Genomic DNA, 25,861 nt, shown 5'->3' with positions numbered 1-25,861 from the left:
AGTCGGCGCTAGTCTCGTTCGCACCCAACCCACCGACGGTCGGCCGCCCACCCCAGCGCCTCGTCGGGACAGTGTTCGTACCGCTCAGACACCACACCCACGCCCACGGAGGCCCGTCATGGGCACCATCGTCATCTCCGGGACCGTCGTCCTGGTCGTCCTAGGATTCGGAAACCACGTCTGGTGGCTCGCCGCCGTCGCCGTGCTCTTCCTCTACGTGCGATACGGCAGGGACTCGACGTCGTCCACGTCATCGACCTCGTCCACGTCGTCCTCGTCGGGCGGCGGTTCCTCCTCGGGCAGCACCCCGTCGAGCTACCGCGCGTACCGCGACCGCCGTGACAAGCAGGCCAAGTGGGAGCGCCGTTACCAGCGCGAGCGCCCCCTGGAGTCCCGTCGGCAGGCCCGTCAGAAGAGCAAGTAGGAGACAGGGGCGCCCGTCACAACCCGGGGGCGCCCCACACCGGGAACCACCGGCTCAGGTCCTGCTCGATCCGCAGGTCGTTGCCGAGCATCGACTTGACCTGGAGTTCCAACGCGCTGTCGCGCCGCTGACCGTCACCGGCCAGCGGCGCGAACGGGAAGAACGTGCCGCGCTTGTACAGATAGACGAGAGCGAGCTTCCGCCCACTGTCATCCTCGAACCCGGCGAGCGAGCACAGGAGTTGAGGCCCGAAGCCGTTGACCTCCATCGCGCTGTTCACCGCGTGCAGATCGTTCACCAGCGCCGACAACTGATCGGGCGTCCGGCGCGAGACCAGCCACGAGTAGCCGTAGGCGTCCTGGGTCAACTCCACCGGCGGACCGGTGCGTTCGGCATCCGCGTCGAGCAGCGCCTGCACCTCCCGGTGCGTCTGCTCGAACGCCCCGCCCTCCACCGTCGCGAAGCACACCGCACCGCGCCCGGTCGCCCGGAACCCGGCCGCCGCCTCCAGCGTCACCGCCGCCGAGGGCAGCGCGAACAGCTGGTCCAGATTGGGAGCGACCGGTTTCGTACGGCCGAGCAGGATGTCCAGCAATCCCATCCTCAGTCCGCCTTCCCGATACCGGGCACCGCCGCCTCACCCAACTCGGCGGAGATCCGCCCCAGTTGGTCGAGCCGCTGCTCCAGGCTCGGGTGGGTCGAGAAGAACCGCGAGATACCGGGCTCGGCGCCGTTCGCCGGGCTGAAGTAGAAGGCGTTGAAGGCCTGCGCGGTCCGCAGGTCCTTGGTCGGGATCCGGGCGATGTCCCCGTCGACCTTGGTGAGCGCGGACGCCAGCGCCGAGGGCTTGCCGGTGAGCAGGGCCGCCGCCCGGTCCGCCGCCAGCTCCCGGTACCGGGACAACGCCCTGATCAGCAGGAAGCTGATCGCGTACACGGCCGCCGAGATGCCCATGATCCCCGCGAAGATCGCGAGGGTGTTCTGGTCCTTGCGCCCCCGGAAGATCTGCGAGTAGAACGCGAACCGCACCATCAGCCCGGCGAGCACCCCGAGGAACGACGCCACCGTGATCACGGCCACGTCCTTGTGCGCCACGTGCGACAACTCGTGCGCGAGCACGCCCTCCAGCTCGGCCGGCTCCAGCCGCCGTAGCAGACCGGTGGTCACGCAGACGACGGCGTGGTCGGCGTTCCGCCCGGTGGCGAAGGCGTTCGGCATGTCGATGTCGGAGACGGCGACGACGGGCTTGGGCATGTCGGCCACGGCACACAGCCGGTCGATCACACCGTGCAGCTCGGGATACTCCTCCCGCTCCACGATCCGCCCGTGCATCGCGTACAGCGCGATCCGGTCGGAGAACCAGTACTGCGCGACGAGCAGCCCGCCCGCCAGCACCACGACCAGCACCCAGGACTTCAGCAACACGATCAGCGCGGCCACGAACGCCACGTACAACAGCCCGAGCAGGAACAGCGTCAGACCCATACGTATGGTCAACCGCCGGTCGCTCCGGAAGCGGCTCTGCATCTGCCATCACCCCGCAGTCAGGCACTCGTCCCACCGCCCAGTGTGCACCCGGCGCTTCCCATGAAGTGGTCCCGATCGGCCCTAGGCGGAGCAAAAGGTCCCCGGAACACCTGAGAATCCGATGAGCGCGCGGGGGCCCAGGTCAGCCGCTGAGCCCGGCCTCCCACAGCCGCCGCGTCAGCACGTACTCGCTGAACAGCTGCCGCGCCCGCCCGAGCAGCTCACCCACCTCGGCGTCCCCGGGCGTCATCCCCTCCTCCAGATGCCACCGCTGCACCACCTGCGCACCCCAGGCCCGCAACCGCTCGTCCGGATCATCGAGCACGGTCACGGCGGCCCGCAGCCGCACGATCCCGCCCCGCGCGTCCAGCAGCCGGAACGCCGCGACGCGCACATGCCGGGGCCACCCCTTGGGCCACCCACCCGCGAGCCGTTCCATGAGCGGCCCGTCCGGCACCAGCCCGGCCGAGGGCAACAGCGCGAGCGTCGCCTCCCGCACGACCCCGGGCGCCGGATCATCGAGCAACGGCACCATCCGCCGTACGTCCACGACGTCCAGCGCCCGCAACCCGGCCACGGCCCGTGCCCGCACGGCACCACGCGGATGCGAGACGAGCGGCCACAACAACGCCGCATCCCCCCGCTCCCCACACTCGGCAAGCCCGATCACGGCCCCCGGCACAGGCTCCGCCGCAAGGCACCAGGCCCGGTACAACGCCAACGGATCACCCCCACCCTGCCGCACGACATACCGAGCACAGGCCCGCACGACCCCCGACCGATCCCCGAGAAACCCCTCGGCCCGATCCGCCCGCCCCGCCGCCCGCAACGCGGTGACCCCACTCGCCCGGGCCCGCGGATTCCGCGCCCCGAGCAGCGGTTCGAGCACCTCGCCGTAGCCGCCCGTCTTCGCTACGGCGGCCAGCGCGGCCTCCGCACACAGGTTCTGTACGACGGCGTCGGTGTCCCGGGCGGCGGCGCGGGCGAGTTCGGCGGGGGAGAGGAGGCCCTCCTCGACGGCGAGCCGGTGGACGTGACGACGCACGGCACGGTCGGCGTCCGTGAAGAGGGGAGTGAGCTGTTCGCGGGACGCCCGGCGCAGCACCTCGTCGAGCAGTTCGATGGCGAAGGCACCCCGCCCCCGCCGCCCGAAGAGCAGAATCAGCGGCGCGAGCGCGACGCCGGTTTCCACGTCGAGAGCCGCACGGAGCAACTCCCGCGCCCGCTCCCGCACTTGCCCGACCCAGTCGGCACACCGCACGACGACCAGCGGCAGCAACGCCGGGTCCCCGACCGCCTGTTGGAGCGCCGCCTCCCGAATCCTGCCGTCGCGGTGGCACAGGTCGATCGCCAGCCGAGGCTGAACGAGGCCGGAGGGCGCGTACGACTCACGCCGCAACGCCTCGTCCAGCCGAAGCCACGCGAGGGGATCCCCGAGATCGATCTTCGCGCTGATGATCTCGTCCATCTCTAGTACGGCGCCCGGAAGTTGACGTACCCCAGCACCACGATGACCGCGACGACACTCCCCAGGACGACCGCCGTAGATATCCAGGACGACCGCCGAGGCCCCACCCCCTCGGGCTCACCCCGGAACGGCACCGGCCCCGGAGGGTTCTCCTTCCACCGGGCGGCCAGCATCCGAGCCCGAGCGGACGGCTCCTTGTGCTCGGCCCCGTCGGCCCACTTGAGGTCGAACTCCCGCTCCTCGTCGCCCTGTTGTTGTCCCATCCCCGTTGCCCCTCCCGGAAAACAGTCTGCGTAGACCAGTCTGCGTGAACCAGTCTGCGTACGACGGTGCCCCCGCCTCTCCGAAGAGAGACGGGGGCACCCGACGATCGGTTCGATCGGTTGGATCACACGTCGAAGTACAGCTCGAACTCGTGCGGGTGCGGACGCAGCTGCAGCGGCGCGATCTCGTTCGTGCGCTTGAAGTCGATCCACGTCTCGATCAGGTCGGGCGTGAAGACGTCGCCCGCGAGCAGGAACTCGTGGTCGGCCTCAAGGCGGTCGAGGACGGCCGGGAGGGAGGTCGGGACCTGGGCGACGCCCGCGTGCTCCTCGGGGGCCAGCTCGTAGAGGTCCTTGTCGATCGGCTCGGCCGGCTCGATCTTGTTCTTGATGCCGTCCAGGCCCGCCAGCAGCAGCGCGGAGAAGGCGAGGTACGGGTTGCCGGAGGAGTCGGGCGCGCGGAACTCGACGCGCTTGGCCTTCGGGTTGGAGCCCGTGATCGGGATACGCATCGCGGCGGAGCGGTTGCGCTGCGAGTACACCAGGTTGACCGGCGCCTCGAAGCCCGGCACCAGGCGGTGGTACGAGTTCACCGTCGGGTTGGTGAACGCGAGCAGCGACGGGGCGTGCTTGAGGATGCCGCCGATGTAGTAGCGGGCGAGGTCCGACAGACCCGCGTAGCCGGCCTCGTCGTAGAAGAGCGGGGTGCCGCCCGCCCACAGCGACGAGTGGACGTGCATGCCCGAGCCGTTGTCGCCGAAGATCGGCTTCGGCATGAAGGTCGCGGTCTTGCCGTTGCGCCAGGCCACGTTCTTCACGATGTACTTGAAGAGCTGGAGGTCGTCGGCCGCGGCGAGCAGCGTGTTGAACTTGTAGTTGATCTCGGCCTGGCCGGCGGTGCCCACCTCGTGGTGCTGGCGCTCGACCTGGAGGCCGGACGCGGCCAGCTCCAGGGAGATCTCCGCACGCAGGTCGGCGAAGTGGTCGACCGGCGGGGTCGGGAAGTAGCCGCCCTTGTAGCGGACCTTGTAACCGCGGTTGTCCTCGACCGCACCGGTGTTCCAGGCGCCCGCCTCGGAGTCGATGTGGTAGAAGGACTCGTTCGCCTTGGTCTCGAAGCGCACGCTGTCGAAGACGTAGAACTCGGCCTCGGGACCGAAGTACGCGGTGTCCGCGATACCGGTGGAGGCGAGGTACGCCTCGGCCTTCTTCGCCACGTTGCGCGGGTCACGGGAGTACTGCTCGCCCGTGATCGGGTCGTGGATGAAGAAGTTGATGTTGACCGTCTTGTCGCGGCGGAAGGGGTCCACGCGCGCGGTCGACAGGTCGGCGCGGAGCGCCATGTCGGACTCGTGGATGGCCTGGAAGCCGCGGATCGAGGAGCCGTCGAAGGCGAGTTCCTCGTCCGGGTCGAAGGCCGTCGCCGGCAGCGTGAAGTGCTGCATCACACCCGGCAGATCGCAGAATCGGACGTCGACGAACTTGACGTCCTCGTCCGCGATGAACTTCTTGGCCTCGTCGGCGTTCTGGAACATCCAGCTCCTCCTACTCCCGACCGTCCGTGCCGGGGTGGTAGTTCGTTCGTGCGGCCAGTGCGGTGGCACACGCTGGGCCCGACCTTAGGGACGGGGGATTTCTCAAGCGTGACCCATTTGTTTCGCCCAGGTTAACCGGTCTTGGGCCCGCTGGCCCCTCCTGTCCGCATGGCAGAACGCGGGCAGTACCGTGGACGGGTGGACAACAGGGATGCAATCGGCTCATGGCTCTCCGGGCCCCGTGAGGCCGCGGAGCGAGCAGGTGTCGACTTCGGCTACCGCGGTGAGCAGCTGGGCCTGCCCGAGGACGGCCCCGGCTCGATCGCCCGCCCGGGCCGCCGGCTCGGCGCCCTCGCCGTCGACTGGGCCCTGTGCCTGTTGATCGCATACGGCCTGCTCACCCACGGCTACAAGCCGGGGGCCACCGGCAACTGGGCCCTCCTCGTCTTCTTCGTCCTCAGCGCCCTCACGGTCGGCACGATCGGCTTCACCCCGGGCAAGCGCCTCTTCGGCCTCCGCGTGTACGCCCTCGACACCGGCCGCCCCAACCCCCTCCGCACCCTGCTCCGCACCGCCCTCCTCTGCATCGCGATCCCGGCCCTGATCTGGGACCGGGACGGACGGGGGCTGCACGACCGGTTGGCGCGCACGGTGGAGGTCCGGATCTAGAAGGAACCGGATCTAGAAGGAAGCAGTAGTCGTACGACTAAGGGGGCGCCCGGAGCGATCTGGGCGCCCCCTTTCGCCGTGCCGGGTGCCTCTTTTCCGTGCCGGTCGGGTGGTCTCGGCCCGGGGTGCGGTCGAGGGCGGGTCCGGCCGGGGACACTCCCTGTTCCCGACGGAGGTGGTGGGCAGGATGCCGGAAGGCGACAAGTCGACGATCGTGACCCGGGCGCCGGGGGTCGCGGAGATCGCGGCCCGGCACACGGACGAGGCGGAGACCGCGCGGCGGCTCTCGCCGGAGGTGGTCCGGGCGGTGCTGGACGCCGGGTTCGCGCGGCACTTCGTACCGGTGGCCCATGGCGGCGAGGCCGGTGGTTTCTCCGAACTGACCTCCGCGGTCGGCCTGGTGGGCGAGGGCTGCACCTCCGCCGCCTGGGCCGCCTCGCTGGCTGCCTACGCCGGGCGGTACGCGGCGTTCCTCCCAGCCGAGGGCCAGGCGGAGATCTGGGCGGACGGTCCCGACGTCCTGCTGGCCGGCGCGCTCATGCCGTCCGGCAAGGCGGAGCCCGTGGCCGGGGGCTGGCGGCTGAGCGGTGAGTGGAAGTACATCAGCGGGGTGCACTTCGCCGACTGGGCACTGGCCTGCGCGGCGGTACCGGCGGAGCGGCCCGAGGACCCCGACGTACGCCCCGAGGTGCGGTTCTTCGCCGTGCCGCGCACGGACTTCTCGATCGAGGACAGCTGGTTCACCGTAGGGATGCGCGGGACGGGCAGCGACACCCTGGTCCTCTCCGACGCCTTCGTGCCCGAACACCGCACCCTGGCCCGCTCGGTGGTGCACGCGGGCCGGGCCCCCGCCTCGGACGCCCGCTGCCACATCGTCCCGATGCACGCCGTGAACGCCCTGCCGTTCGCCGCCCCGCTGGTCGGCGCGGCCCGGGGCGCGCTGCGGGCCTGGATCGCGCGGACCGGTGCGCGCGTCGACCGCCGCGGCCAGGCCGTGGGCGAGAAGCCCTCGACCCAGGTCGCGCTGGCCCGCTCGGCCGCCGAGGTGGACGCCGCCGAACTCCTGATCCTGCGTACGGCGGCGATCGCCGACGGCGCGGAGAAGTACCCACCGGGCGGTGAGGCAGCGGTCCGGGGCGCCCGGGACCTGGCACTGGCGGTGGAGTTGTTGGTCTCGGCGGTAGACCGCGTCTTCCGTGCCAGCGGCACGTCCGGGCAGTCGTCTTCCGACCCGGTGCAGCGCTTCTGGCGCGATGTGAACAGCGCCGCGTCACATGTCGCCCTGTCCTTCGAGACGACGGGCGCGGCATACGGTGCGTGGGCGTTGTCCGGGGAGGAGCGGGGGGCGGGTGCGGTGCGCTGATCCGACCCCGCCCGGCTCCTACCCCGGGCCGGTTCCGGCGCCGGTTGCCGGTGCGCCGAGCCGGCCCCGATCCCGGATGACCGGTGCGCTTGGCTCCGATCCCGATCCCGTCCCCGGTTGTCGGAGCGCTGATCTCGGCTCCGGTCCCGGCCCGATCGAGGCCCGTCCCCGGTTGCCGGTGTGCCGGTCGCGGTCCGAGTTCCGGCCCCGACCTCGTCCTCGGCCCGGTCTGGACCGGCCCCCACCGCCGTCCGGCCTCGGGCCGGCCCCGATCCCGGATGCTGGTGCGCGGGTCCGAGCCTGGCCGCGGCTCCGACCCCCGCTCCGGCCCTGGCCGTGCCGCGGCCCCGATCTCGGCCCTGTTTCAACCTGGCCCCGGTTGCCGATACGCCGATCTGATCCCCCCACCCCCACCCTCGCCCCAGTTGCCGGTCCACGACCCTGCCCGCATAGTCGATCTGGACCCGGGTGGCGGTCCCGATCACTGTCGGTGAGCCGCATCCGAGGCTGGCCCGAGGCTGCTGAACCCGCGGTGGCCTCCCGCGAGGCCCGACAGGTGGTGCACCGTCATGCCGGAGCGTCAGGAAGTACTGGAGACAGCACGCGCGACTGTGGCGCCAGAGGAGTTCCGGGCGGCGATGGCCCGGTTCCCCTCGGGTGTCGTGGTCGTGACCACGTGCTGCGAGGACGGGACCCCGCGCGGCTTCACGGCCAGTTCCTTCTGCTCGGTCTCGCTGGAGCCGCCGATGGTCCTGGTCTGTCTGGCGAACTCCGCCGACTCGGCGCCGTCGTTCGGGCACTGCGACCGCTTCGCCGTGAGCGTGCTGGCCCCGGCTCACCGCCCGCTCGCCGTGCGCTTCGCGACCAAGGGCGGCGACAAGTTCGCCTCCGGCGGCCTGCGCACCAGCCCCGACGGCCTGCCCACCGTCGACCGCGCCCTGTCCGAGTTGGACTGCACCGCCCACGCACGTCACCCGGCCGGGGACCATACGGTCCTGATCGGCCGGGTGACGGGAGTGCGACTGGGGGAGGGGTCCCCGATGGTGTATTACGACCGGGGGTTCAGGACCCTGGCCTGACGGGGATCGGCTTACGACGGAGGGGCGCCCGGACTGATCCGGGCGCCCCTCCGTCGTAGAGCCATGCAAGCCGTGTGTGCAGGCTCAGCGGGCCTTGCCGCCGCCGCCCTTAGGCAGCTTCATGCCCTTCGGCATCGGGCCCTTGGGGAGCGGCATGTTGCTCATCAGGTCGCCCATCGCGCGCAGGCGGTCGTTGGTCGCCGTCACCTGCGGGCCGGTCAGGACGCGCGGGAGTTTCAGCATCGTCGTGCGGACCTTCTTGAGCGGGATCTGGCCCTCGGCCGTGCCGACCATCACGTCGTGCACCGGGACGTCCGCGACGATGCGGTTCATCTTCTTCTTCTCGGCGGCCAGCAGGGACTTCACCCGGTTCGGGTTGCCCTCGGCGACCAGGACGATGCCGGCCTTGCCGACCGCGCGGTGCACCACGTCCTGGCTGCGGTTCATCGCCACCGCCGGAGTCGTCGTCCAGCCCCGGCCGATGTTGTCCAGTACCGCCGCGGCCGCGCCCGGCTGGCCCTCCATCTGCCCGAAGGCCGCCCGCTCGGCGCGTCGTCCGAAGACGATCGCCGCCGCGAGGAAGGCGAGCAGCAGGCCGAGAATGCCCAGATAGATGGGGTGACCGAGCAAGAAGCCGATCGCGAGGAAGACACCGAAGGTGGCAATTCCGACAGCCGCGAGTACAAGACCGATCGTCTTGTCGGCCTTGCGCGTCATCTTGTACGTCAGAGCGATCTGCTTGAGTCGCCCGGGGTTCGCAGCGTTTTCCGCTGTCGTGTCCTTCCTCGCCATGCGAGGAAGTCTACGTGCCCGCGGGAGCGCCGACGACGGCGGTGCCCGCAGGGTGGGGATTCAGGAGTGCGAGATCAGGGCCTGCTCGATGACGAGCTGTGCCTCGACCCGGTCCTTGGCGCGGCGGCGGTCCTCCAGGACGGAGGTCCACGCGTTGCGGCGGGCGGTGCGCTGGCCGCTGCTCAGCAGCAGCGACTCGACCGCGCGCAGGGCGTCGGTGACGGACGGGATGGCGGTGGCACGGACGGGCGCGGCCTGCATCGTGGAGGTCCCCCCTCGGAACAGCTCTGGGTATGGGTCTACGTGCTGTAAATCCATTGTCACTGTTTGGTGTTACCAGGGCGTGACCGACCGGTCAAACACCAATGAAGCCTTGATGCGCGGGGCCGAAACGCTGACGCGGCCCTGATGGACGCCCTCAACTGGGAGGACGGTCAGGACCGCGTCGTAGCGGGGTGCTACCCGCGAGTAGCTACTTGTGCGCGAATTCACACAGCTGTAGGCGGACCGGGGCAGGCCCGGGTCACACCGCCTGCGAGGCCACGTACGCGCCCCGCTTCTCGATCGCCATCTGGTACAGGCGCCCGGCACGATACGACGAGCGCACCAGCGGGCCGGACATGACACCGGAGAAGCCGATCTGGTCGGCCTCCTCCTTCAGCTCGACGAACTCGTGCGGCTTCACCCAGCGCTCCACGGGGTGGTGCCGTACGGACGGCCGCAGGTACTGCGTGATGGTGACCAACTCGCAGCCCGCCTCGTGCAGTTGGCGCAGCGCCTCGCTGACCTCCTCGCGGGTCTCGCCCATGCCGAGGATCAGGTTCGACTTCGTGACCAGACCGTAGTCGCGGGCCTCGGTGATGACCTTGAGCGAGCGGTCGTAGCGGAAGCCGGGGCGGATGCGCTTGAAGATGCGGGGGACCGTCTCGACGTTGTGCGCGAAGACCTCGGGGCGGGAGGAGAAGACCTCGGCGAGCTGCTCCGGGACCGCGTTGAAGTCGGGGGCCAGGAGCTCCACCTTGGTGCGGCCGGCCTCGCGGGACTCCGTCTGCTGGTGGATCTGGCGGACCGTCTCCGCGTACAGCCAGGCGCCGCCGTCCTCCAGGTCGTCGCGGGCGACGCCGGTGATCGTGGCGTAGTTGAGGTCCATGGTGACGACGGACTCGCCGACCCGGCGCGGTTCGTCGCGGTCCAGGGCCTCGGGCTTGCCGGTGTCGATCTGGCAGAAGTCGCAGCGCCGCGTGCACTGGTCGCCGCCGATGAGGAAGGTCGCCTCGCGGTCCTCCCAGCACTCGTAGATGTTGGGGCAGCCGGCTTCCTGGCAGACCGTGTGCAGACCCTCGCTCTTCACGAGCGCCTGCATCTTCGTGTACTCGGGACCCATTTTCGCCCGGGTCTTGATCCACTCGGGCTTGCGCTCGATGGGGGTCTGGGCGTTCCGGACCTCCAGGCGCAGCATCTTGCGTCCGTCGGGTGCGACTGCGGACACATCGGCTCCCTGTAGCTTCGATTCTTCGGCGTACACCAGGGTACGCCCGTGATTTCCGACCCCCGCCTTGAGGCCAACCTCAGAGCGGAAAGTCACATTCCCGGGTCAGGCGGTCGCCTTCTCGATCTCCCGGGGCTTCAGGTCCGCGTGCTCCAGTACGTCCTTCAGGTGCCGTTCCACCACCGGCAGCACCTCGTCGATCGTCACGTCGCGGCCCAGCTCGGCGGCCAGGGAGGCGACCCCCGCGTCGCGGATCCCGCACGGGATGATGCGGTCGAACCAGCGGTTGTCCGGGTTCACGTTCAGGGCGAAGCCGTGCATCGTGACGCCCTTGGCGACGCGGATGCCGATCGCGGCGATCTTGCGGTCCTCGCGGCGCTGGCCGGCGTTCGAGGGGGCGTACTCCGGGCCGTTCATCCGCGGGTCGAACTCCTCGTCGTGCAGACGGGGGTCGAAGTCGAGGGACAGGCCGCCGATCGACGGACGTTGCTCGACCGGGTCGCCCAGGATCCACACGCCGCTACGGCCCTCGACCCGGCTGGTCTCCACGCCGAACTCCGCGCACACCCGGATCAGCGCCTCCTCCAGGCGTCGTACGTGCGCGACGACGTCCACCGGGCGGGGCAACTGCTGGATCGGGTAGCCGACGAGCTGGCCCGGGCCGTGCCAGGTGATCTTGCCGCCGCGGTCGACGTCGATGACCGGGGTGCCGTCCAGCGGGCGCTCGTTGTCCTGGGTGCGGCGGCCCGCCGTGTAGACCGGCGGGTGTTCCAGCAGTAGCACGGTGTCGGGGACCTCGTCCGCGAAGCGGGCCGCGTGCACCCGGCGCTGCTCGTCCCACGCCTCCTGGTACTCGACGGCGTCCGCGCCGAAGCCCATCCGGACGAACCGCAACTCACCCACGGCAAGCGCCTCCTCAGCAGCACCTATGAGTCGTAAGGCACGAAACATGCCTACGCCACTGTACGACCGACCGCTGACAGCGCTCCGGGCGGCCGGGACCGTCAGCCCTACGACCAATCCTCACACGATCGGATGAATGCACGTCGGAATGTGCGACGGGATGCTTACGCTCCGCTACATTCGCGCCGTTCACGAGGCCAAAAGGGCTGCTCACAGGCAATCCGGGCAGGCAGTGGCCGCATCGGCCTCTGTTGGGGCCCGAAAGGCAGGAGACCGCACCGCAGATGACGGAACGACCCGCGCAGCGCACTCCCAACCGTCAGCTCGCCGCGCTCATCGCAGAAGCGGGGTTCTCCAACGCAGGTCTCGCCCGTCGCGTGGACCAGCTCGGTCTGGAGCACGGACTCGATCTCAGATACGACAAGACATCCGTCACCCGGTGGCTGCGCGGACAGCAGCCCAGAGGCACCACGCCCGCCCTCATCGCCGAGGTCTTCACCCGCAGGCTCGGCCGCCGGCTCACCGCCCAGGACCTCGGGCTCGACGCCTGTGCGCCGGTGTACGCCGGGCTCGAATTCGCCGCGACCCCCGAGGAGGCCGTCGACATCGTCAGCGGGCTGTGGCGCAAGGACTCCGGCAGCCACGCCGAGCTCCGCAAGATCGCCTTCACCCCGGCCGGGCTCGTGGTGCCCAGCCGGGACTGGCTCATCGGCCGTGCCGACGACCGCGTCGGCCGCGCCGAACCCGCCAACCGCGTGCCCCCGCAGGGCCGCCCCGCCGTCCCCCGCCAGCGCGGTCAGGCCGCCGAGCGCGGGCCCGGCCAAAAGGTCACCGGCGGCGACATCTCCGCCCTCCGCTCGGTCGGCGAACTCTTCCGCACCCTCGACAACGCCTACGGCGGCGGCCACGCCCGGCAGGCCCTCGTGCGCTACCTGGAGCACGAGACCGAGCCGATGCTGCGCGGCACCTACGGTGAGCAGACCGGCCGGCGCCTGTTCGCCGCGGCGGCCGACCTCACCCGGCTCGCGGGCTGGACCTCGTACGACATCGCCGCGCACGGGCTCGCCCAGCGGTACTTCGTGCAGGCGCTCAGGCTCTCGCAGGCCGCCGGGGACCGGGCCTACGGCTCGTACGTGCTCATGACCATGAGCCGGCAGGCCGTCTATCTCGGGCACGGACGGGAGGCCGTACAGCTCGCGCGGGTCGCGCAGCAGGGGGTCGGGACCAGCGCGCCGCCCGTCGTGCAGGCGCTGCTGCACTCCGTGGAGGCGCGGGCGCACGGGGTGCTCGGGGAGGTGCGGGCGTGCACCTCCGCGCTCGTGCGGGCCGAACGCGCCCTCGAAACCGCGCGCGCCGGGGACGAAGTGCCGTACTGGGCACGGTTCTTCGACGAGGCGCAGCTCGCCGACGAGTTCGGGCACGCGCATCGGGATCTGCAGCAGTTCCGGGCGGCTGCCCAACACGCGGAACGTTCCCTGCAGTTGCGGGCGCCTGCGTTCGCCCGAAGCCGGCTGTTCTGCCGGGTCGTTCTCGCCTCCGCCCGGCTCGGGCTCGGTGAGCTCGACCAGGCCTGTGCGTTGGGGGCGGAGGCGGCGGGGCAGGCCGTGGAGATGCGGTCCGTGCGGGCGGTCGAGTATGTGCGGGACTTCGAGCGGCGGCTTGAGCCGTACAAGGACGCGGCGCCGGTGCGGGGGTATCGCGACAAGGTCGCGGCCTTCGGGTGAGGTGGGTGGGCGCGACTGTGCGGCTCCGTTGTGGCTGGTCGCGCCCACGCGGCGGAGCCGCACATCGATACGGCCCCGCGCCCCTGAAAGATCTCAGGCGGCCTGTGTTGTCGGGACCGGGTCTGCTCGGTGCATCGGGGCCGCCGCGCCCAGGTCCGCCAGGATCGCCGTCGACGCTCGGTGACCCGAGTGCAGGGCTCCCTGGACCGTGCTCGTGTCCCGGTGGTCGCCGCACACGTACAGGCCGGCCAACAGGCGTACGGGGCGCCGTAGATCGTGCGGTGGCCGCATGACGGGCACGGCCGTGGCGGTGTGGTGCACGGCGAGGGTCTCCCAACGGGTGGTCGAGGTGCCGTAGAGGCGGGACAGATGCATGCGTACGGCGGTCTCGACGTCCGGTGGGGGAGGGCCCAGGACCGTCGACGACACGAGCGCGCGGCCTGCCGGTGCGCGGCTCGGGTCGACCTCGCTGACGATCGCCGTGTGGGCGACCGGGCCACCGCGGTCGGAGTCCAGGAGGAGGGCGGCTCCGGTCGTGGGCGGGTCGTCGGCCGTGTGGTGGACCACCGTCACCGGGTGGAAGTCCGGTACGCGCAGGCCGGGCAGGAGTTCGGCCGCCGCGCGCGCGTCCGTCGCGACCAGGACCGCCCGGCAACGGATCTCGCCGTGCTCGGCCGTGGTCACCGACGTCGTCGATACGGCCGTCACGCGCACGCCGGTGTGCACGGTGCCCGGCGGCAGCGCGGCGGCGAGCACCTCGGGCAGCATCTCCGCGCCGCCCTCCGGCAGACACAGCCGCCCGCCCGCGAAGGCCCGCAGCGCGAGGTCCGCGCACCGGCTGGAGGTCGTCAGCTCCGGGTCGCACAGCAGCGCGGCGAGCAGGGGGCGCAGGAAGCCGTCGATGGTCCGCGCGGGCACCCCGCGGGCGGCGAGCGCCTGCCCGGCCGCCAACTCGGGCCGGGACAGGATGCGTTCGACCGGTGTGCTCGCCAACCGGGTCAGCGCGGTGCCGAGTCGGGCCTGGTCGACGGGGCCGCCGAGGGGGGCGGTGGAGCGGGGCCTGGGCACGGTCGAGGAGCCCGGGGTGACCTCGGGCCGGTCCTTGAGCGCGGGCCCGCCCCAGGAGGAGTCCGCCCGGTTCCAGGGCGTCAGCCCGCCCCGAGAGGGACCCGTTCGGTCCCTGAGCGCCGGTCCGCCACGGGAGGCTCCCAACCGGTACCTGAACGTCAGCCCGCTCCCGGAAGCACCCGCCCCGCCCCACGGAGACCCCGTACGCACCCTGGGTACCGCCCCCACCCGAGGGGCGCTCGCCAGGGCGCGTACCGCGTGGAATGCGCCCCACGCGCTCCCTCCGGGCGCCGGGGTGCCCGCGTGGTGGTGGCGGCCGTCGCTGTGGAGGAGGACCCCCGGGGTGAAGGGGCGCAGCACCAGGGCGTCGAGGCCCGGGGTGAGGCGTAGTTCGGGGTATGCGGTGGACAGGAACTGTCCGATCCGGTCGAGCCGGAAGCCGTCGACCTTCTCGGTCGACATACGGCCCCCCACGTAAGGGGCGGCCTCCAGGACTGCGGTCGTTACTCCTGCGCTGATCAGCCGATGCGCCGCGGCGAGTCCGGCGACCCCGGCTCCCACGACGACGACGTCCGCCTGGTACGCGGGCTCAAGCACGTGCCCCTCCTAGAGGTTGCGCGGCCGGTGGAGTCGTCATGCCCCCAACAGCCTCCAGGGATACCCGAGTTCGGGTCGAGGTTAGGGCCGTGATCGGTCAAGGGCAGTCGCGCATACGCAGGGCACGGTCGCACGGCGGTCGCATACGGTCGCCGAGCGTCATCATCGGGGGTCGAACGGTCATCGCCGCGCACCCGCCCTTCGCTCGGCTTTCACAGCGCCGCCCGGATCGCCCCCTCGATCTCCGGGAACGCGAACGTGAACCCCGACTCCAACAGCCGCTTCGACAGCACCCGTTGACTCCCCAGCACATCCCCCGACATCTCGCCGAGGACCAGCTTCAGCGCGGGCGCCGGCACCGTGAAGAGGGACGGGCGGCGCAGCACACGCCCCATGGCCGCGGAGATCTCACGGTTCGTCAGCGGGTTCGGCGCGGTGAGGTTGAAGGGGCCGGACAGCCCGTCCGTGTCGATGAGATGCCGGATCGCCGCCACCTCGTCGTGCAGCGCGACGAACGACCAGTACTGCCGCCCGTTGCCGAACCGCCCGCCGAGTCCCGCCTTGTAGAGAGGGAACAGCTTGGCCCACGCCCCGCCCTCACGCGCCACGACCAGCCCGGTCCGCGCGAACACCGTCCGTACGCCCGCCTCCTGCACGGGCGCCGTGGCCTCCTCCCACTCCACGCACAGCGAGGGCAGGAAACCGTCCCCGGGCGGCGCCTCCTCGTCCACGGCACGGTCGCCCGTCTCGCCGTAGAAGCCGATCGCGCTGCCGTTCACCCACACCCGCGGCGGCCGGTCCAGTGCGGCCACGGCCTCCGCGAGGGCCGCCGTGCCGAGCACGCGGCTGTCCCGGACCTGCTTCTTGTAGGCGTCCGTCCAACGGTGGTCGCCGACCCCCGCACCGGCGAGATTGACCACCGCGTCGCACCCGTCGAGCCCGGCCGCGTCCACGTACTGGCCCTCGGGGTCCCAGCACACCTCGTCCGCGCCCCGGGCGCCGCGCCGCACCAGGCGCACCACCTCGTGCCCGTCCGCGGTCAGGGACCGGACCAGTGCGCTGCCGATGAGACCGGAGGCGCCGGTCACCGCGATTCGCGAGCGTTCCATGGCACCCATCCTGCCTCGTTGATCCATAAAACCCCCATGAGGACAGCGCCGCCCCCGCCGTACCCTGGCCCACATGTCCGAGCCGAACATACGCACAGCCCTGCCCGACGACGACGAGGAACTCGGCGCGCTGGACCGCGCCACCTGGTCCCACCTGCACGCGGTCATGCCCCGCCCGCAGCCGCCGTACGCCCCCTTCTTCGACGAGCGGCACGCGCCCGACGACCATCTGGTCGCCGAACTGGACCGCCGGATCGTCGGCTACATCCGGCTGGCCTTCCCTACCGAGCTGGCCTGCAACGCGCACGTCCGGCAGATCCAGGGGCTCGCCGTCGCCGACGAGGCGCGGGGACACGGGGTCGGCCGGGCGCTGGTCCGGGCCGCCGTCGAGGAGGCCCGGCGCCGGGGCGCACGCCGGCTCACGCTGCGCGTGCTCGGGCACAACGCACCCGCGCGGCGGCTCTACGAGGCCGAGGGGTTCGCCGTCGAGGGCGTACTGCCCGAGGAGTTCCTGCTCGACGGGAAGTACGTCGACGACGTCTTCATGGGCCGCGCCCTCTGACGCAGGGCTTGATCTACGACTGACGTAGGACTTGATCTACGACTACGTAGGGCTTGATCTACGACGTGACCAGGTCGCCCGTGTCCACCTGGGCCGTCGCGGTAGCCGCCCGTTGCGCGTCCCCGGAGACCTCGTCGGCCGTCAGCACGTACCCCGTCTCGTTGTCCGAGGTGGAGCGGGCGAAGACGACGCCGTAGACCTTGCCGCCGGTGGTCAGGAGGGGGCCGCCGGAGTTGCCGGGGCGGACGGTGGAGCGGATCGAGTAGATCTCGCGGGTGACCGTCCCGTTGTTGTAGATGTTCTGGCCGGTCGCGTTCACGCGGTTGGCGACGGTCGCGGCCTGGAGGTTCAGGTCGCCGTCCTGGGGATAACCGGCCACCACGGCCGAGTCGCCGCGCGCCGCGCTGTCGTCGAAGCTCAGCACGGGCGCGGACAGCCCCGGCACGTACAGCACGGCGACGTCCTTCTGCGGGTCGAAGAGGACCACCCGCGCCTCGTACGACCGCCCGACCCCGCCGATGCGGACGGTCGGGTCGTCGATGCCCGCCACCACGTGCGCGTTGGTCATCACGTGCTGCGGGGCGTACACGAAGCCGCTGCCCTCGCGGCCCTGGGTGCCCGAGGAGCCCTCGATCTTGACGGTGCTCCGCTTGGAGGCGTTCGTCGCGGCGGCCGTGACGCTGTCGCCGGTGGGCTTGGCGACCTCGGCCGTCGACTCGTTCTCGAACGGGTTGAATACCTGCGGGAAGCCCGCCTCGGTGAGCGCGGAGGTGGCCCGCGAGAACCACGTCGGGGTCGTGTCCGGCATCAGCTTCTGCACGCTGCCCAGCAGCGTCGAGTCCTGGATCGCCGTCGTGACCGTCGCGGACGAGGACGCGCCCAGCACGCTCGCGGCCACCCACGCGACGATCATCACCGCCACCGAGTTCGCCGCGGCCCCGCCGATCCCGTCGGCCACCCGCAGCGGCCCCTGGTCCAGCTCCTTGCGCAGCTTCAGGGCGAGCCGCCCCGCCAGTTCGTGCCCGACCACCGCCGGGGTCAGCACGGTGAGCACGGCGGTCACCGTCGCCGTCGTCGTCCCCGGAGTCACCAGGTCCATCACCCACGGCAGCACCCACACGCCGATGACCGCACCGCCCACGAACCCGGCGAGCGACACACATCCGGCGACGAGGCCGCGCCGGTACCCCGACGCCGCGTAGGCGAGGATCACCAGCAACAACAGCAGGTCGAGCAGGTCCACGGAGCCGCCTTTCTCTCGGAACCCTTAGTACGCGAGGAACGGGCCCGTTGATCAGTCACGCGCGCGTGGCCCCCGGGAACCCACCACGCGTGCGTGTACCCCCAGAAACGTGCCGGACCAGGACGATGGTTCCACCGGGTGGCACAGCACACATCGCGGACTGAGTGTTTCCGGCCGAGAGTGTGACCATGCGTGTCCTGAGAAGAACGCCGGGTGCACGGAGGCGACGGCTGCGGGTACGAATACCCCGCGCGGCGGTCGTTCTGCTGGCCTGCCTGCCCGGTCTCGCCGCCGTCCTGGTGCTGGCCCTGTGCGCGAACGGCATCGGGCGCAGAGCCACGACCGCCGCCGTACGGCCACCCGTCGCGGCCCGCCTCGCGTCGGTCGGGCACACCGCGCCCAAGCCGCGCATCGTGCCGCGCTCGGCCTGGCTGGACGCCCTCTCCCGGCACGCGCAGCCGCCGCCGCGCTACGACGACAAGGTCGTCGCCGTCTTCGTCCACCACACGGACTCCCCGAACGGGTACGACTGTGCGGACGCGCCCCGCATCATCCGCTACCTGTACGCCGGCCAGACCGGGGTCCGGGACTGGGACGACATCGGGTACAACTTCCTCGTCGACCACTGCGGGACGATCTACGAGGGGCGGGCGGGGGGTGTCGACCGGGCCGTCACGGGGGCGCACACGCAGGGGTTCAATCACCGTACGGCGGGGATCGCGGCGATCGGGACGTTCACGGCGGGGATGGCGGTGCCGAAGGCGATGACCGACGCGATCGCCGCGCTGGCCGCCTGGAAGCTGGGGCTCGCAGATGTGGACCCGCGTGTGAAGGTGCGCCTGGTGTCCAGCAACAGCCTCAGCCGGTACGCCAGCGGGACGACGGCCACGCTGCCTGCCCTCGCGGGGCACAAGGACGGGTACATGACGAGTTGCCCGGGGGCGGCGCTGTTGGCGCGGCTTCCGGAGGTTCGGGAGCGGGCGGCGCGGTTGCAGGGGCGTTGAGGGTCGAGTGTTGGGTGCGGGCCCGGTGGGGGCTGGTCGCGCCCACGCGGCGGTAGCCGCAAATCGATACAGCCCCGCGCCCCTAGGGGGTCTACCTGCGGCCGAGATAGATGCTCAACGCCCGTTGCAGGACCTTCCCTTGACTCCCCACCGGGCGTTCCCACTCACCGAGGTACTCCACTGCTCGGCCGCCCGCGCCCGTCTTGAAGAGGAGGCGGCCGACCAGGCGGTCGTCGGCGATCAGGGACGGGGTGATGGAGCGGAGGTCGTAGGTGTCCGCGCCGGAGTCCAGGGCCTCGCAGAGCATGCGCCACAACAGGAGGCTGCTGGGGCGGAGTTCGCGGCCTCGGCGGCCGGACGCGGGGTAGGAGTGCCAGACGCGGGGGCCGGTGCTGATCATCAGGGCGGAGGACAGGACCTCGTCGTCGTACTCGGCGAGGTAGATCCGCAGGCGGTCCGACTCCTCGGCGTTCAACGCCTGCCACATGCGGCGGAAGTAGTCCAGGGGGCGGGGCTTGAAGCCGTCGCGCTCAGCTGTCGCCCGGTACAGGCGATGGAACGCGGGCAGGTCGTCGGCCGAACCCCAGAAGACCCCGACGCCGCCGGCCTCGGCGGTTTGCAAGGACTGCAACCAGTGGGGGGAGAGGGCGGCGCGCAGTTCGTTCACCGACCGGCCTGCCAACGGGATTTGGCAGCCGTAGCGAGGTTGCCCGAGCCCGAACCCGCTCCCGTCCTCCTCCTTGCACCGGCGCCACCCGAGCCGCCTGAGCCGTTCCGCCGCGTCCAGTGCGTACCCGTCGATGCCGTCCGTGGGCAGGTCCCGCAGATGCCGTACGGAGGGGTCGGCGACGCCCGCCGCGACGGTGGCCGCGTCCCAGTGCCGGACGACGAGCGGCGGGCCGATGCGGACGGAGAACGCGCCCTCCTTCTCCAGGTGTGCGATCAGGGGGTCCAGGTACCGTTCCGGGCGCTGGCTGTGCCAGTCGATCGCGGGGCCGTCGGGAAGGTACGCGAGACAGCGCCCGGTGCCGGGGAACGCCCGGTACAGCACGAGCGCTACGGCGGTCATCGCCTCGCCTTCGAACCAACCGACGCTCTCCGCCGTCCAGTCGGGCTTCACGTCGGCCCACTCGGGGATCTGGAGGTGGCTCGCGTCCGGGTGCAGCCGGAGATGGTCGAGGTGTTCCTCGCGGGTGATCCCCTTCACGTACGGGCTGGTCATGGGCGCGCGCTCCTGTTCGGCGGCGGCCACCGTAAGCCGGGGCTCACCGGGCGGGTCAAGACTTCACGGCTGTGAACTCCGCCCACACCTGCTTGCCGCGTCGGCCTTGCCTGGGCGTGACACCCCACTGGCTCGCCACGGACGCGATCAGGAAGATCCCCCGTCCGCACTCCGTATCCCAGTCGGGTTCGGTGTACCAGACGGGGAGTTCCGGCGAACGATCGGCGACGGCCACCCGAACCCCGCCTTCCGGGAGTACGCGGAGGTGCAGTTCGCACTCCGGGGACTTCACGTGGCGGTGGACGTTGGCGAGCATCTCGGTGACGCAGAGCGTCGCGGCGTCGGCGAGTTCGGGGTACCCCCAGGCGGTGAGCTGCTCCCGGACGGTTTGGCGCGCGGCGGCGAACCCCTCTGGTTCCGCGAGGAGTTGGAGCACCACTTCAGGGGGCGATTGCGTGTGCATGCCCTCACGGTGGGTTATATGTGGCTAGCCTGAACAGGACTTTCGGAGGCACACAAGGGAGTGTGCGGGCAAGGGGGTTGGCTGTGCAGGACGGTGTCGAGGGGTCTTCGAGCATGAAGATGTTCGGGGCGGTCTCGCGTGCGCTGCGGGAGGCGCAGGGGAGTTCGCGGGAGCAGTTCGGGGCGCATGTGGGGTACTCGGCGTCGCAGGTGGCGATGGTGGAGCGGGGCGAGCGGATGCCGAGCCTGCAATTCATCGCGCGGGCGGGGGAGTTCTTGCATGCGCGGGTTGCGATCGATGCGGCGGCGGAGCATCTGGAGCGGCGGCGGTATCCGTCGTGGTTCGACGACTACGTGGAGCGGGAGGCGGAGGCGGTCAGTCTGTGGTCGTACGACACCCATGTCATCAAGGGGCTTGTGCAGACAGAGGATTACGCGCGCGCCGTGTTGAGCGCGCGAGTGCCGGTGTTGGACGACGAGACGATCGAGCACCGTGTGCAGGCCCGGTTGGCACGGCAGTCGCTGCTCACCCGCGTGCCGCCCGTGTCGCTGGCGCTGGTCATCGAGGAATGGGTCTTGAGGCGGCCGATCGGTGGATGGGCGGTTCTCAAAGGGCAGTTGGAGCGGTTGCTGGAACTCGGCGAGAAGCGGAACATCTCGATTCAGGTGATGCCGACGGATGTTGAGGCGCACGCCGGGTTCAACGGTGGGTGGACGCTGCTGGAGACTCCCAAGCGGGAGTGGGTCGCGTACGTTGAAGGGCAGGCCGGGGGCCTGGTGGTCGAAGATCGCGAAGAAGTCAGCGCGATGTTCCAGCGGTTTGGCATGATCCGGTCTCAGGCGCTCCCGCCGGGGGAGTCCGCGAAGCTGATCGAGGGGTTGGTGGGCGAACTATGAGCACCGCAGATCTGGCGTGGTTCAAGTCCAGCTACAGCGGGGATGCCGGCGGGCAGTGCCTCGAAGTCGCCCTTGAATGGCGGAAGTCGTCGTACAGCGGAGACGCGGGCGGTGATTGCCTCGAAGTCGCGCTGGAGTGGCGGAAGTCGACGTACAGCGGCAGCCAGGGCGGAGAGTGCCTCGAAGTCGCCCTGGAACCAGCCCGACCCACGGTCCACGTCCGTGACTCGAAGGCCAAGTCCGGTCCCACGCTGGCGTTTTCGCTGGGCGAGTGGGCGGCATTTGTGGGCTTTGCCACCGGGAAGTGACTCACGCCCACCCCCAGGAGGTAGGCCCCAGAAGTGTGACACTCTGCCACGAAGTGTCACACTTTCACGGGGAGGGTCCCCCGGCGGGGTCCGGCAAGGGGTGTTTTCGCTGGACGAATGGATGATTTTCGTAAACTTGGCCGCACAGTCGGCGCTAAAGTAGTCACGTCCTCACCCTCTGTGCGTCAAACACGGAGCGGCCCTCAGCGGTGCGCCAACACCAATCTGAGGGCCTACACCGACTAGTGGATCAGAGGTCCACCGCGATGCTGCAGCATGCTATCCCGCCTGCCCGCTTCTTCTCCCAGACCCCGAACGAGATCATCCGGCATCCCCGCCTCAACGGGACCGCCGTTCGACTCCTCCAGTGGGCGCTGTCCCTCCCCGAGGGATCGAGGGAGACCGTGCAGTCCATCGGCGAGAAGATGCCGGAAGGCCGTCTCGCCGTCCGCAAGGCCCGGCGGCAACTGGAGGAAGAGGGTTACCTCCACACCCGGCGCAGCCAGCACCCCGAGACCGGCCAGTGGTCCACCCAAGTGCTCGTCTCCAACGTGGCGTTGAGGACACCGGAAGAGATCGCCACCGCGTTCGGCCCGAGTGACCAGGACCCGCCGGTCGGGGCAGGGGCGGACCAGGCCGTCGGCGCATACCCCCTGGGCGGGAACACCGAGGAGAACACCCCCAACCAGCCCGTGCCGCCAAGCGAGTTGGAGCGCGGCGCCGCGAACTTCCTGGCCCGCCTCGGCGACCGCACCCCCGCCCTGCGTCTCGGCGCCGGTGAGATCGAACGGCTCACGCCCCTCGTCGCCCGCTGGCAGGCGCGCGGGGCGACAGAGGCCGACCTGTACCAGGCGCTCACCGCCGACCTGCCCCACCCCGTGCGCTCCCCGGCCGCCCTCGTGTCGTACCGCCTGGAAGCCCGGACTCCGGCAATCGCCGCTCCACGCAAGCCGGTTGAGACCTTGGCGGAGTGCGGGGAGTGCCGCGACCCGTTGCCGCGAGGTGTGCGTACGGGCATCTGCCGCCGCTGCGCGGGACTGGGCCCGGTACCTTCGGCACCGGCTCCAACTCCCGTGTCGCTCAACGGGATCGCGTTGGTGAGGGCCGCGCTGTCAGGGGTGTGTCATGAGGCGATCGGGCGGTCGGACAGGTGGGCCAGTTCCGTGAAGAACGCCCGGTAGAGCGGCTCGTCGGTGGTCTGGATCTCGACGGTGACGAGCCCGTGCCTGGAACTGGTCGTGCTCGCGTAGATCGGTTCGTCGAGCTCTTCGACGTGGCCGAAGTGCAGCCGGGTCAAGTCGCCCCTGCGCGCCTCGGCCCGTACCTTCAGCCAGCTCAACGGGGCCCGGTACGAGCTGATGATGCGATTCCGCCGGAACACCTCGAAGATCCCGTGATCGACCCGCATTTGGACGCGGTCATGCTCGAAGACCTTGTGGTCGCACGCGGGTGGCTCCATGCCGGTGAAGATATCCGACCCCTCGATCGGCTTCGATCGGCCCCGACCGGCGCTCACAGGTTTCTCGCAGGCAACTCACCGAGTCCCCCGAGACAAGCTCCCTATCGTCATGCACACGCACTGACTGGAGGTGGGGAAAATGAACAGCAGTCACACCAACACCACGGAGAAGTCGGCCGGTTGGGCCAAGTCCGCCCGCGGCCCCTGGGCGGTGGTCTGCGCGGTCGCGACCGTGATCCTCGGCCCGGCCGCCGTCACGGCCTCCGCGCTCGACCAGGCCAACGCGGCCCCGATGCACCACGCGGTACGGGCCGACCAGACGCAGGCCTGCATCTCCACGGACTCGACCCGCCGCCGGAGCGCCGCCTAGTGTGCTGCGCCAGAAATCCTGATGGTTAGTTACTACCCTGTTGGCATGTCGCATCCCGGGCCTTCTGCTGTGGAGATCACGCTGTCCGAGGCCGAGCGTGCCGAGTTGGTGCGCCGGACGGAATTGCCGCACCGGCGCTCGGCCGAGAAGGCCCGCATCATCCTGGCGTGCGCTGACGGCATGTCAAACGCGGGGGTGGCGCGGGTCGTCGGTGTCCAGGCCAAGACGGTGGGCAAGTGGCGGCGGGCTTTCGCCGCGGAGCGGATGGCCGGGCTTGAGGACGCCGGCTGGATCGGCCGGCCGAAGGCCGACCTGGTCCTGGACGAGGCTGAGCGCAGGCAGCTGACGCAGTGGGCGCGGCAGGCGAAGACCGCCCAGTTCCTCGCGCTGCGGGCCAAGATCGTGCTGCGCTGCGCGGAGGGCGGGACGAACCAGCAGGCCGCGGCCGACCTCGGCATCGACAGGTCGACCGTGGACCGCTGGCGGGCCCGGTTCGTTGCCGAACGCCTCGACGGTCTGCACGACGAGCCCCGCTCGGGCCGGCCGCCCTCGGTCCTCCTCGACCGGGTCGAGGAAGTCATCGTGGCCACCCTGGAGTCCACTCCGGGCAGGGACACGCACTGGTCACGGGCCTCGATGGCGCAGCGCACCGGCCTGTCGAAGTCGACCATCGGCCGGATCTGGAAGCGGTTCGACCTCAAGCCCCACCTGCAGGACTCCTTCAAGCTGTCCACCGATCCGCGGTTCGTCGCCAAGGTCGTCGACGTCGTGGGCCTGTACCACCACCCGCCAGAGAAGGCGGTGGTGCTCTGTGTGGACGAGAAGTCCCAGATCCAGGCACTGGACCGCTCGCAGCCGGTCCTGCCGATGATGCCGGGCATGCCCGAACGCCGGACCCACGACTATCTGCGGCACGGCATCACCAGCCTGTTCGCCGCCTTCAACATCACTGACGGCACCGTCATATCCCAACTCCACCGCCGTCATCGTGCGATTGAGTTCAAGAAGTTCCTGGTCCGGATCGACAAGGCGGTGCCCACCGGACTCGACGTCCACATCGTCTGCGACAACTACGCCACCCACAACACTGCCGAGATCAAGACGTGGCTGAGCAGACACCCGCGCTTCCACATCCACTTCACCCCCACCGGCTCCTCCTGGATGAACCAGGTCGAGCGGTGGTTCGGCCTGCTGACCGACAAGCTCATCCGCCGCGGCGTCCACACCTCCGTGAAGGCCCTGGAGAACGACATCACCGCATGGATCGACACCTGGAACGAGAACCCACGGCCCTTCACCTGGACCAAGACCGCCGACGAGATCCTCAACTCCCTCGCCGACTACCTCACCAAGGTCGGAACCGTCAGCCAGAAAACCGAGCAGAACTAACCATCAGGATTTCTGGCGCAGCACACTAGTGCTGTGACCGTGTGGGTTCACCGGGTTGGGCCGAGGTCCCGCCTTTATGAGGCCTGGCGTCGGGAGAGAGCCAACCTGCGCCGTTGTCGGTCGATTTCGGTGACGACGACCGTGACCTCGTCGCCGACCTGGAGGACGTCCTCCGGAGTCTCCACAGGCGCCGAGGCGAGTTCTCGGAGATGAACCAGTCCCTCAACGCTGTCGGCGACCCGGACGAAGGCGCCGAACGGGACCAACTTGGTGACCTGTCCTTGCAGCCTCTGGCCCACCGCGAGCCCTTCGACGAACGCTGTGAAAGGGTCCGGCTGCATCGCCTTCAAGGACAGTCTCGCCTCTCCGTTCCAGTCGTCGAACTGGAGGAACTCGCATGAGATGTGCTGTCCGACGTGCACGACGTCCGACATCGCTTCGACATGCCGCCACGACAGTTCGGCGACCGTGATGAACCCGACGCCGGGGAAGACCGGATGGTCAGGGCCGTCGTCCAGCGACACGAACACGCCGAACCGCTCGATCGCCGCGACCGTCCCGGAGAGAATCTCACCGCGCCGACGCGATGCCAGGAACGCCCAGAGCTCCGGGTTCTCGGTGGCGGTCATCGCCAGCCGGACCCGGCCCTCGTCCGGGTCGACGGCCGTCACTTCAGCGGTGATCCGCCGGCCGACCTCCAGGGCCGTGGCGTCATTCCAAAGCCAGGAGACGTCTGCCTGCGAGACGATCCCCAGCGGGCGTGCGGGGAACCCGTCCAGGGTCACCGCCACCCCGTCCGACCGCGTGATCTCTGAGACCGTCCCGCTGCACAGGTCGCCGACGTGGATCCCGGCCAGGAAGTCCCGAGAAGCCTGATCGTCCGGCACTGCCCCCATGCCGTCCAGCCTCTCATGGGGAGCCGCGCGCCGACCCTG

At 70.4% G+C, this 25,861-nt stretch carries 28 protein-coding genes; 12 read left to right on the top strand and 16 right to left on the bottom strand.

What is annotated here, in order from left to right; all coding sequences use genetic code 11:
- Positions 1-118 precede the first annotated feature (118 nt).
- A complete protein-coding gene (locus tag OG496_RS18570) occupies positions 119-424 on the top strand; it encodes a hypothetical protein (RefSeq protein WP_405971633.1) in 306 nt (101 codons plus the stop codon).
- 16 nt (positions 425-440) lie between these two features.
- On the opposite strand, the gene OG496_RS18565 is transcribed toward OG496_RS18570, so the two are convergent.
- The 5 genes from OG496_RS18565 to glnA form a co-directional block, all read right to left on the bottom strand.
- Positions 441-1,025: a hypothetical protein gene (locus OG496_RS18565; protein ID WP_405971632.1), complete on the bottom strand. Its 585-nt coding sequence runs from the start codon at positions 1,023-1,025 to the stop codon at positions 441-443.
- A 2-nt stretch (positions 1,026-1,027) separates the two neighbouring features.
- Positions 1,028-1,951 (bottom strand): zinc metalloprotease HtpX, encoded by a 924-nt coding sequence (gene htpX, locus OG496_RS18560; RefSeq protein ID WP_405971631.1) that lies wholly within the window; start codon positions 1,949-1,951, stop codon positions 1,028-1,030.
- A gap of 142 nt (positions 1,952-2,093) precedes the next feature.
- The gene (locus tag OG496_RS18555) at positions 2,094-3,419 is read right to left on the bottom strand and encodes a hypothetical protein (protein WP_405971630.1); all 1,326 of its coding nucleotides are present in this window, start codon (positions 3,417-3,419) and stop codon (positions 2,094-2,096) included.
- A 2-nt stretch (positions 3,420-3,421) separates the two neighbouring features.
- Complete coding sequence (locus OG496_RS18550) at positions 3,422-3,682, bottom strand: hypothetical protein (RefSeq protein WP_405971629.1); 261 nt, start codon at positions 3,680-3,682, stop codon at positions 3,422-3,424.
- 125 nt (positions 3,683-3,807) lie between these two features.
- Positions 3,808-5,217: a type I glutamate--ammonia ligase gene (gene glnA / locus OG496_RS18545; RefSeq protein ID WP_019064482.1), complete on the bottom strand. Its 1,410-nt coding sequence runs from the start codon at positions 5,215-5,217 to the stop codon at positions 3,808-3,810.
- A 198-nt stretch (positions 5,218-5,415) separates the two neighbouring features.
- On the opposite strand from glnA, the gene OG496_RS18540 reads away from it, so the two are divergent.
- The 3 genes from OG496_RS18540 (at position 5,416) to OG496_RS18530 (ending at position 8,328) form a co-directional block, all read left to right on the top strand.
- Positions 5,416-5,886, top strand: a complete 471-nt coding sequence (locus OG496_RS18540; RefSeq protein WP_366491311.1) for an RDD family protein — start codon at positions 5,416-5,418, stop codon at positions 5,884-5,886.
- A gap of 187 nt (positions 5,887-6,073) precedes the next feature.
- Positions 6,074-7,249, top strand: coding sequence for an acyl-CoA dehydrogenase family protein (locus OG496_RS18535; RefSeq protein WP_405971628.1), 1,176 nt, complete (start codon positions 6,074-6,076; stop codon positions 7,247-7,249).
- A gap of 569 nt (positions 7,250-7,818) precedes the next feature.
- Positions 7,819-8,328: a flavin reductase family protein gene (locus OG496_RS18530; RefSeq protein ID WP_366491313.1), complete on the top strand. Its 510-nt coding sequence runs from the start codon at positions 7,819-7,821 to the stop codon at positions 8,326-8,328.
- A gap of 84 nt (positions 8,329-8,412) precedes the next feature.
- Here OG496_RS18530 and OG496_RS18525 read toward each other — a convergent pair whose 3' ends face one another.
- The 4 genes from OG496_RS18525 to lipB all read right to left on the bottom strand — a co-directional run bounded on the left by OG496_RS18525 (position 8,413) and on the right by lipB (position 11,512).
- Positions 8,413-9,120 carry a DUF4191 domain-containing protein gene (locus tag OG496_RS18525; protein ID WP_366491314.1) on the bottom strand — a complete coding sequence of 236 codons (708 nt, stop codon included), beginning with the start codon at positions 9,118-9,120 and terminating at the stop codon, positions 8,413-8,415.
- Positions 9,121-9,180: 60 nt separating this feature from the next.
- Positions 9,181-9,381 carry a hypothetical protein gene (locus tag OG496_RS18520; protein ID WP_327404626.1) on the bottom strand — a complete coding sequence of 67 codons (201 nt, stop codon included), beginning with the start codon at positions 9,379-9,381 and terminating at the stop codon, positions 9,181-9,183.
- Between the two features lie 262 nt (positions 9,382-9,643).
- Positions 9,644-10,609, bottom strand: a complete 966-nt coding sequence (gene lipA, locus OG496_RS18515; RefSeq protein ID WP_327404627.1) for a lipoyl synthase — start codon at positions 10,607-10,609, stop codon at positions 9,644-9,646.
- Positions 10,610-10,714: 105 nt separating this feature from the next.
- On the bottom strand, positions 10,715-11,512 hold the full coding sequence (lipB, locus tag OG496_RS18510; RefSeq protein ID WP_366491315.1) for a lipoyl(octanoyl) transferase LipB: 798 nt from the start codon (positions 11,510-11,512) through the stop codon (positions 10,715-10,717).
- 284 nt (positions 11,513-11,796) lie between these two features.
- On the opposite strand from lipB, the gene OG496_RS18505 reads away from it, so the two are divergent.
- On the top strand, positions 11,797-13,236 hold the full coding sequence (locus OG496_RS18505; RefSeq protein WP_366491316.1) for a regulator: 1,440 nt from the start codon (positions 11,797-11,799) through the stop codon (positions 13,234-13,236).
- 93 nt (positions 13,237-13,329) lie between these two features.
- On the opposite strand, the gene OG496_RS18500 is transcribed toward OG496_RS18505, so the two are convergent.
- The gene (locus OG496_RS18500) at positions 13,330-14,901 is read right to left on the bottom strand and encodes an NAD(P)/FAD-dependent oxidoreductase (RefSeq protein ID WP_405971627.1); all 1,572 of its coding nucleotides are present in this window, start codon (positions 14,899-14,901) and stop codon (positions 13,330-13,332) included.
- 212 nt (positions 14,902-15,113) lie between these two features.
- Positions 15,114-16,010, bottom strand: coding sequence for a TIGR01777 family oxidoreductase (locus tag OG496_RS18495; protein ID WP_405971626.1), 897 nt, complete (start codon positions 16,008-16,010; stop codon positions 15,114-15,116).
- 73 nt (positions 16,011-16,083) lie between these two features.
- Between OG496_RS18495 and OG496_RS18490 the strand changes: the two genes are divergently transcribed.
- The gene (locus OG496_RS18490) at positions 16,084-16,572 is read left to right on the top strand and encodes a GNAT family N-acetyltransferase (protein WP_366491319.1); all 489 of its coding nucleotides are present in this window, start codon (positions 16,084-16,086) and stop codon (positions 16,570-16,572) included.
- Between the two features lie 58 nt (positions 16,573-16,630).
- On the opposite strand, the gene OG496_RS18485 is transcribed toward OG496_RS18490, so the two are convergent.
- The gene (locus OG496_RS18485) at positions 16,631-17,815 is read right to left on the bottom strand and encodes a MarP family serine protease (RefSeq protein WP_366491320.1); all 1,185 of its coding nucleotides are present in this window, start codon (positions 17,813-17,815) and stop codon (positions 16,631-16,633) included.
- A gap of 188 nt (positions 17,816-18,003) precedes the next feature.
- Between OG496_RS18485 and OG496_RS18480 the strand changes: the two genes are divergently transcribed.
- On the top strand, positions 18,004-18,819 hold the full coding sequence (locus OG496_RS18480) for a peptidoglycan recognition protein (RefSeq protein WP_405971625.1): 816 nt from the start codon (positions 18,004-18,006) through the stop codon (positions 18,817-18,819).
- Between the two features lie 91 nt (positions 18,820-18,910).
- Here the strand turns inward: OG496_RS18480 and OG496_RS18475 are convergent, their stop codons facing one another.
- Positions 18,911-20,041 carry a lipid II:glycine glycyltransferase FemX gene (locus OG496_RS18475; protein ID WP_405971624.1) on the bottom strand — a complete coding sequence of 377 codons (1,131 nt, stop codon included), beginning with the start codon at positions 20,039-20,041 and terminating at the stop codon, positions 18,911-18,913.
- Between the two features lie 55 nt (positions 20,042-20,096).
- Positions 20,097-20,504, bottom strand: coding sequence for an ATP-binding protein (locus OG496_RS18470; RefSeq protein WP_405971623.1), 408 nt, complete (start codon positions 20,502-20,504; stop codon positions 20,097-20,099).
- A 113-nt stretch (positions 20,505-20,617) separates the two neighbouring features.
- Between OG496_RS18470 and OG496_RS18465 the strand changes: the two genes are divergently transcribed.
- The 3 genes from OG496_RS18465 to OG496_RS18455 all read left to right on the top strand — a co-directional run bounded on the left by OG496_RS18465 (position 20,618) and on the right by OG496_RS18455 (position 22,889).
- Positions 20,618-21,400, top strand: a complete 783-nt coding sequence (locus OG496_RS18465; protein ID WP_405971622.1) for a helix-turn-helix domain-containing protein — start codon at positions 20,618-20,620, stop codon at positions 21,398-21,400.
- The gene (locus OG496_RS18460) at positions 21,397-21,708 is read left to right on the top strand and encodes a DUF397 domain-containing protein (protein ID WP_405971621.1); all 312 of its coding nucleotides are present in this window, start codon (positions 21,397-21,399) and stop codon (positions 21,706-21,708) included. The genes OG496_RS18465 and OG496_RS18460 overlap by 4 nt, the downstream gene beginning before the upstream one ends.
- Before the next feature lie 266 nt (positions 21,709-21,974).
- Complete coding sequence (locus tag OG496_RS18455; RefSeq protein ID WP_405971620.1) at positions 21,975-22,889, top strand: hypothetical protein; 915 nt, start codon at positions 21,975-21,977, stop codon at positions 22,887-22,889.
- Here the strand turns inward: OG496_RS18455 and OG496_RS18450 are convergent.
- Positions 22,832-23,167 carry a hypothetical protein gene (locus OG496_RS18450; RefSeq protein ID WP_405971619.1) on the bottom strand — a complete coding sequence of 112 codons (336 nt, stop codon included), beginning with the start codon at positions 23,165-23,167 and terminating at the stop codon, positions 22,832-22,834. The two genes, OG496_RS18455 and OG496_RS18450, sit on opposite strands and share 58 nt — an antisense overlap.
- Before the next feature lie 139 nt (positions 23,168-23,306).
- Between OG496_RS18450 and OG496_RS18445 the strand changes: the two genes are divergently transcribed.
- The gene (locus OG496_RS18445; protein WP_405971618.1) at positions 23,307-23,537 is read left to right on the top strand and encodes a hypothetical protein; all 231 of its coding nucleotides are present in this window, start codon (positions 23,307-23,309) and stop codon (positions 23,535-23,537) included.
- A gap of 45 nt (positions 23,538-23,582) precedes the next feature.
- Positions 23,583-24,926 (top strand): IS630 family transposase, encoded by a 1,344-nt coding sequence (locus OG496_RS18440; RefSeq protein WP_405971617.1) that lies wholly within the window; start codon positions 23,583-23,585, stop codon positions 24,924-24,926.
- A gap of 74 nt (positions 24,927-25,000) precedes the next feature.
- Here the strand turns inward: OG496_RS18440 and OG496_RS18435 are convergent, their stop codons facing one another.
- A complete protein-coding gene (locus tag OG496_RS18435) occupies positions 25,001-25,822 on the bottom strand; it encodes a S1 RNA-binding domain-containing protein (protein ID WP_405971616.1) in 822 nt (273 codons plus the stop codon).
- Positions 25,823-25,861: the final 39 nt, after the last annotated feature.

The sequence above is a fragment of the Streptomyces sp. NBC_00988 genome (assembly GCF_045162645.1).
Classification (GTDB): domain Bacteria; phylum Actinomycetota; class Actinomycetes; order Streptomycetales; family Streptomycetaceae; genus Streptomyces.
Note: the sequence above shows the minus strand (reverse complement) of the source record. Positions and strands in the feature narration are given on the sequence as shown.

Coding starts and splice junctions, on each gene's coding strand:
- OG496_RS18565 (WP_405971632.1), bottom strand. CDS start 1,025: ATGGGATTGCTGGACATCCTGCTCGGCCGTACGAAACCGGTCGCTCCC.
- OG496_RS18520 (WP_327404626.1), bottom strand. CDS start 9,381: ATGCAGGCCGCGCCCGTCCGTGCCACCGCCATCCCGTCCGTCACCGAC.
- OG496_RS18440 (WP_405971617.1), top strand. CDS start 23,583: ATGTCGCATCCCGGGCCTTCTGCTGTGGAGATCACGCTGTCCGAGGCC.
- OG496_RS18450 (WP_405971619.1), bottom strand. CDS start 23,167: ATGGAGCCACCCGCGTGCGACCACAAGGTCTTCGAGCATGACCGCGTC.
- OG496_RS18445 (WP_405971618.1), top strand. CDS start 23,307: ATGAACAGCAGTCACACCAACACCACGGAGAAGTCGGCCGGTTGGGCC.
- OG496_RS18480 (WP_405971625.1), top strand. CDS start 18,004: ATGCGTGTCCTGAGAAGAACGCCGGGTGCACGGAGGCGACGGCTGCGG.
- OG496_RS18435 (WP_405971616.1), bottom strand. CDS start 25,822: ATGGGGGCAGTGCCGGACGATCAGGCTTCTCGGGACTTCCTGGCCGGG.
- OG496_RS18530 (WP_366491313.1), top strand. CDS start 7,819: ATGCCGGAGCGTCAGGAAGTACTGGAGACAGCACGCGCGACTGTGGCG.
- OG496_RS18465 (WP_405971622.1), top strand. CDS start 20,618: ATGAAGATGTTCGGGGCGGTCTCGCGTGCGCTGCGGGAGGCGCAGGGG.
- OG496_RS18555 (WP_405971630.1), bottom strand. CDS start 3,419: ATGGACGAGATCATCAGCGCGAAGATCGATCTCGGGGATCCCCTCGCG.
- OG496_RS18460 (WP_405971621.1), top strand. CDS start 21,397: ATGAGCACCGCAGATCTGGCGTGGTTCAAGTCCAGCTACAGCGGGGAT.
- OG496_RS18550 (WP_405971629.1), bottom strand. CDS start 3,682: ATGGGACAACAACAGGGCGACGAGGAGCGGGAGTTCGACCTCAAGTGG.
- OG496_RS18505 (WP_366491316.1), top strand. CDS start 11,797: ATGACGGAACGACCCGCGCAGCGCACTCCCAACCGTCAGCTCGCCGCG.
- OG496_RS18495 (WP_405971626.1), bottom strand. CDS start 16,010: ATGGAACGCTCGCGAATCGCGGTGACCGGCGCCTCCGGTCTCATCGGC.
- htpX (WP_405971631.1), bottom strand. CDS start 1,951: ATGCAGAGCCGCTTCCGGAGCGACCGGCGGTTGACCATACGTATGGGT.
- OG496_RS18490 (WP_366491319.1), top strand. CDS start 16,084: ATGTCCGAGCCGAACATACGCACAGCCCTGCCCGACGACGACGAGGAA.
- OG496_RS18570 (WP_405971633.1), top strand. CDS start 119: ATGGGCACCATCGTCATCTCCGGGACCGTCGTCCTGGTCGTCCTAGGA.
- OG496_RS18475 (WP_405971624.1), bottom strand. CDS start 20,041: ATGACCAGCCCGTACGTGAAGGGGATCACCCGCGAGGAACACCTCGAC.
- OG496_RS18535 (WP_405971628.1), top strand. CDS start 6,074: ATGCCGGAAGGCGACAAGTCGACGATCGTGACCCGGGCGCCGGGGGTC.
- OG496_RS18525 (WP_366491314.1), bottom strand. CDS start 9,120: ATGGCGAGGAAGGACACGACAGCGGAAAACGCTGCGAACCCCGGGCGA.
- OG496_RS18470 (WP_405971623.1), bottom strand. CDS start 20,504: ATGCACACGCAATCGCCCCCTGAAGTGGTGCTCCAACTCCTCGCGGAA.
- OG496_RS18455 (WP_405971620.1), top strand. CDS start 21,975: ATGCTGCAGCATGCTATCCCGCCTGCCCGCTTCTTCTCCCAGACCCCG.
- glnA (WP_019064482.1), bottom strand. CDS start 5,217: ATGTTCCAGAACGCCGACGAGGCCAAGAAGTTCATCGCGGACGAGGAC.